This window comes from Roseitalea sp. (assembly GCF_984466335.1).
Genome location: NZ_CFIFWG010000194.1, coordinates 1 through 4817 on the forward strand (window position 1 = coordinate 1; position 4817 = coordinate 4817).

Here is a 4817-nt window from a genome sequence, read left to right on the forward strand (position 1 = left end):
AGGTGACGATCGCGCCCATCGCGACGATTCCCATCAGCCAGATCAGCGCGCCCCACCGCACCCGGTCGCTCCAGCGATCAAGGTTCAGATGGGTGAACAGGAACAGGCCCAGCGTCGCCACCACGGCCACTTCCGCCGTCGCCCGCCACATGCCGATGGCATCCGTGTCGAGCACGCCGAACTGGCTGATGAAGCCGAAATCGATCGACACGTAGGCAAGGGCCGCCCAAGCCAGCGCGGCCGCGGCCGGGAAGGTGGCGGTGCCGCGCACCACGGACAGGATGGTCAGGAACAGCGCCAGGAGACCGGCAATGCCCAGAACGATGCCGTGATAGAGCGAATAGGAGCTGACGATGTCCTTGTAGGCCTCCTCTTCCCACATGTAGAGCTGCGGCAGGGTGGGCGAGGCCAGTTCGGCGACCAGCGTGATGACGGCGCCCGGATCGAGGGTCATTGCGAAGATATCGGCATGCGGATCGTCGATGCGATCGAGCGAAAAGCCCGCGCTGGGCGTGAACGAAACGATGCGCCGGGCGCCCAGATCCGGCCAGAAAAGGCCCGAGCCGACCAGCCGGAAGCGCGGCGCGACGAGCAGCCGGTCAAGCTGCACGTCGGACGTGTTGGTCAGAACGAGCACGGCCCAGTCGCCCGCCATGTCCCCGCTGACCGCCTGTACCTCGATCGTGCGGACGATGCCTTCGGCATCCGGCGCCGTCGAGACGCGGAAGGCGCCGCCCCGATCGCGGTAGATGGTGACGGCCTCTGTCAGGTCGAGCGCGGTGTCGTCGCGGTCGATCGAGATCGGCTGGTTGGACTGGGCCATGGCCGGAAGCGCGCCGGCGGCCAGCACGGCGAAGGCGCACGCCACCGCCCAAAGCGCAGCAAGCGCCGGGACTGCAAGGCCGACCCGGGAATGGAACATGCAGCGCCGATGCAAAGTATCAGCCCGTCTGATCGCGCTGCGCGGCGTCCCGGTGCATCGGGTTGATGCGTGCGTAAAGGACGTGATCGCGCCAGCGGCCGTTGATCTTCAGATAGGCGCGCAGCACGCCTTCTCGCTCAAATCCGTTCTTCTCCAGAAGGCGGATCGACTTGCCATTGTCCGGAATGCAGGCAGCTTCAAGGCGATGCAGGCCATTGCGTGCGAACGCGAGCTCGCACACGAGCGCGACCGCCTCGCTCATATAGCCCTTTCCGGAGAACCGCTCGCCGATCCAGTAGCCGATCTGTCCGTTCTGCGCCACGCCCCGGCGGATATTGCCTAAGGTGATGCCTCCGAGCAGCGCCTCGTCCGCGTTGCGCATGATGAAGAACGGGTAGCCGGTGCCGCCGCGGACTTCCGATCCGTATCGCCGCAGGCGCGCGCGAAAGGCCGGCCTGGTCAGATCGTCGCGCGACCAGACCGGTTCCCAGGGCCGCAGAAAGTGCGCGCTTTCGGCGCGCAGCGCAGACCATTGCTCATGGTCGGCGAGCTCGGGATGACGCAGATGAACCGTACGCCCCTCCATGATCGCCGGAATGTTGCTGCGGTTTGAAAATGCGAACATCGGTGGTCTCCGGCCGCCGGCTCGTTGCGGGTCAACCGACGGCGGCGCGGCGATGGTGCAGCGGCCTTTCGCCGGGAGCGCCGGCCACCAGGCGGCCGCGTATGTCGTCGATTTCCATCAGCGTGTCGACCGGTCCGACCGCAGAGACGGTGGGAGCCGATTCAACGAAGATGCGCCCGGCGAGATCGCGCAGCCGGCCGACGGTGAGATTGTCGAGCCTGAGCAGCAGTTCATCGTTCGGGATCGGCCGGCCGAACAGCAGGATCTGCCGGGCGATCTGCCCGGCCCGGCTCGGCGCGCTTTCGCCCGACATCAGCAGGCTGGCGCGGAACTGGGCGCGGGCGCGATCGAGTTCGCTGTCCTCGATGTCGTAGGCGGCACGCGTCAACTCGCCGATGACCAGTTCCATCAGCTTGGGCAGGTCGCCGGGCTCGGTCGCCGCGTGCACGCCGAAGACGCCGGTGTCCGAAAAGCCCCAGTGGAAGGCGTAGATCGAATAGCACAGCCCGTGCTTCTCGCGGACCTGCTGGAAAAGGCGCGAGGACATGGCGCCGCCCAGCAGCATGGCCAGAACCTGGCTGCAATAATAGTCGCGCACGTGATAGGGGCGGCCTTCGAAGCCGAGCACGACCTGCGTGTCTTGCAGCGGCCTGTGCTCGCGATAGTCGCCCCCCACATAGTGGGCGAGCCGCATGTCGCAGCCATCGGCGGATCTCTTCAACGTCGAGAACCGGCTTTCGACCAATTGCACGATCTGGTCGTGGTCGACCGCGCCGGTGGCCGCGAACACCATGCGCTCGCCGCAATATTCGCGGTCGACATAGGCGCGGATCATGTCGGCGGTGAAGGCGCCGATCGTCTCGCGCGTGCCCAGGATCGACCGCCCGACCGGCTGGTGCCGGAACGCGGTTTCCGTGAAATGGTCGAACACGACATCGTCCGGTGTGTCCGTGACCGCGCCCAGCTCCTGCAGAACGACGTGTTTCTCGCGCTCAAGCTCGTCCGCCTCGAAGCGGGAATTCTGCAGGATGTCGGCCAGAACCTCCACCGCGAGCGCCGTATCCTGCCTGAGCACGCGCACGAAGAACGAGGTCGTCTCCACGCTCGTGGCCGCGTTGATGTCGCCGCCGACATTTTCGATCGCCTCGGCCAGTTCGCGGGCGCTGCGCGTGGCCGTGCCCTTGAAGGCCATGTGTTCGAGCATGTGGGCGATGCCGTGCTCATGGTCGCGCTCGTTGCGCGTGCCGGCCTTGAACCAGGCGCCCAACGACACGCTTTCCACCTTGTCGAACCGCTGCGTGGCGACGGTCACTCCGTTCTTCAGGACGGTCGTCTGAACTGGCATGATTACGCGAACTCCCCGGGCGCCTTCGGTTATGTCGCCCCGCCGTTTCCTCCAAAGGCCCGCGTGCGGGCCGATATATGACCTTCCACCATTTTCAGATCGGATGGAAGTGTCGTAAACCGCTCTGGGCGGTCCATCAGGTCGCCGAGCCATGCCGGCAGCGCGGGACGCCGTCCGGCCGCCTGTTCGACCGCGTCGGGAAACTTGGCCGGATGGGCCGTCGCGAGCACCACCATGGGAACCGCCCGATCGGCCCTGGCGCGCGCCACATGCATGCCGACCGCCGTGTGCGGGTCGAGCAGATAGCCGGACGTTTCGAGCACATGGCCGATCATGGCCGCCGCCTCGCCCGTGCCGGCCCGGCCGGCATCGAAATCGGCCGCGATCGCGCCATGGACGCGCGCGCCCATCTCGAACCGGCGCGCCTGTCCCAGATTGTCCATGGCTCCGCGCACATAGGCCGCATCGCGCCCCGATGCTTCGAACATCAGCCGCTCGAAGTTGGACGATACCTGAATGTCCATCGACGGCGAGGTCGTCCGCACCACCTCGCGCATCTCGTAGGCGCCGGTGTCCAGCGCCCGCGCCAGAATGTCGTTGTCGTTGGTGGCGATGACCAGCCTGTCGATCGGCAGGCCCATGCGCTTGGCCGCGTATCCGGCGAAGATGTCGCCGAAATTGCCGGTCGGCACGGTGAAGGAGACGACTCTGTCGGGCGCGCCCAGCGAGACGGCCGCCGTGAAATAGTAGACGATCTGGGCCATGATGCGGGCCCAGTTGATCGAGTTGACGCCCGACAGCCGGACCCTGTCGCGGAAGGCGCCATGGTTGAACATGGCTTTGACCAGCGCCTGGCAGTCGTCGAAATTGCCCTCGATGGCCAGCGCGTGCACATTGGCGGCGTTCGACCCGGTCATCTGCCGTTGCTGCACCGGCGACACGCGCCCTTCGGGGAACAGGACGAATATATCGGTGCGTTCGCGGCCCGCAAAGGCGTCGACCGCCGCGCCGCCCGTGTCGCCCGAGGTCGCGCCGACGATGGTCGCGCGCTCGTCGCGCTCGGCCAGGACATGGTCCATCAGCCGGCTGAGCAACTGCATCGCCACATCCTTGAAGGCGAGCGTGGGGCCGTGGAACAGTTCGAGCACGAACGCGTTCGGGCCGGTCTGGATCAGCGGGCAGGCCGCCTCGTGACGGAACGTGGCATAGGCCTCGGTGACGATTGTCTCGAACAGGGAGCGTTCGATCTCGCCCTCGACGAACGGCCACATGACGGCGACGGCCGCCTCGGCGAAGGAATGGTCGCGCAGGCCCCTGATCTCGTCGCGGGACAGGCGCGGCCATTCCTTGGGCAGGTAAAGCCCTCCGTCGGTGGCAAGGCCGGCCAGGATCGCGTCGCGGAAACCCAGTTCGGGCGCCTGCCCGCGTGTCGAGATGAAGTTCAACGCGTCCTCGCCTCCGCCGCCGGAGGAGCCGGCGGCCATTGCGGAAAATGCGCCGGAGCCTTATCGGAAATCCGGCCGCTTCGAAAGCCCCCACAAGGGCGGCCCGCCCTATGGTTGACACGATGGGCCGCTAGCCGAATGGTGCGCGGCCCGAGGGGCGGAAGAAACGGGAGAACGGACGAGATGGCAACGGGTCTTGTGGACGGCGCACGCAATGCGGCACGAAGGGGCGGGCCGGCCGCGCCGCGCGCCATCGCCGCGCTCGCGGCCCTGGGTGCGCTCGCCGCCTGCCAGTCGCCCGGTACGGGCGATGCGCTGGACGTTTCCAGCACAGAGGCGGCGTTCACCGAGGCCGATCTGCGCGCCTATTGCCCGCGCGTGACGCTGCTTGAGGGCACGGCCTATCTGCGCACATACACCGGCGGCAATGACGGCAATCTGAATGACGGGACGTCCGGTTTTTGGGAGGGCGATTTCGCC

General features: G+C 66.9%; 3 protein-coding genes and 2 pseudogenes. 1 reads left to right on the forward strand and 4 read right to left on the reverse strand.

What is annotated here, in order from left to right:
• From AC5E6L_RS13985 to thrC, 4 genes and pseudogenes are all read right to left on the reverse strand, one after another.
• Nucleotides 1-922, reverse strand: a pseudogene (locus AC5E6L_RS13985) (sensor domain-containing phosphodiesterase); the annotation flags it as partial.
• A gap of 19 nt (nucleotides 923-941) precedes the next feature.
• Entirely contained in the window at nucleotides 942-1547 is a 606-nt protein-coding gene (locus tag AC5E6L_RS13990) for a GNAT family N-acetyltransferase (RefSeq protein ID WP_491774088.1), read from the reverse strand.
• A 31-nt stretch (nucleotides 1548-1578) separates the two neighbouring features.
• Nucleotides 1579-2892, reverse strand: a complete 1314-nt coding sequence (locus AC5E6L_RS13995; protein WP_491774090.1) for a M16 family metallopeptidase — start codon at nucleotides 2890-2892, stop codon at nucleotides 1579-1581.
• 29 nt (nucleotides 2893-2921) lie between these two features.
• Entirely contained in the window at nucleotides 2922-4337 is a 1416-nt protein-coding gene (thrC, locus tag AC5E6L_RS14000) for a threonine synthase (protein WP_491228656.1), read from the reverse strand.
• A gap of 183 nt (nucleotides 4338-4520) precedes the next feature.
• On the opposite strand from thrC, the pseudogene AC5E6L_RS14005 reads away from it, so the two are divergent.
• A pseudogene (locus tag AC5E6L_RS14005) lies at nucleotides 4521-4817 on the forward strand (hypothetical protein); the annotation flags it as partial.

Bases quoted from the DNA above. Each gene is read 5' to 3' on its own strand.
- AC5E6L_RS13995 (WP_491774090.1), bottom strand. From the start codon at position 2,892: ATGCCAGTTCAGACGACCGTCCTGAAGAACGGAGTGACCGTCGCCACG.
- AC5E6L_RS13990 (WP_491774088.1), bottom strand. From the start codon at position 1,547: ATGTTCGCATTTTCAAACCGCAGCAACATTCCGGCGATCATGGAGGGG.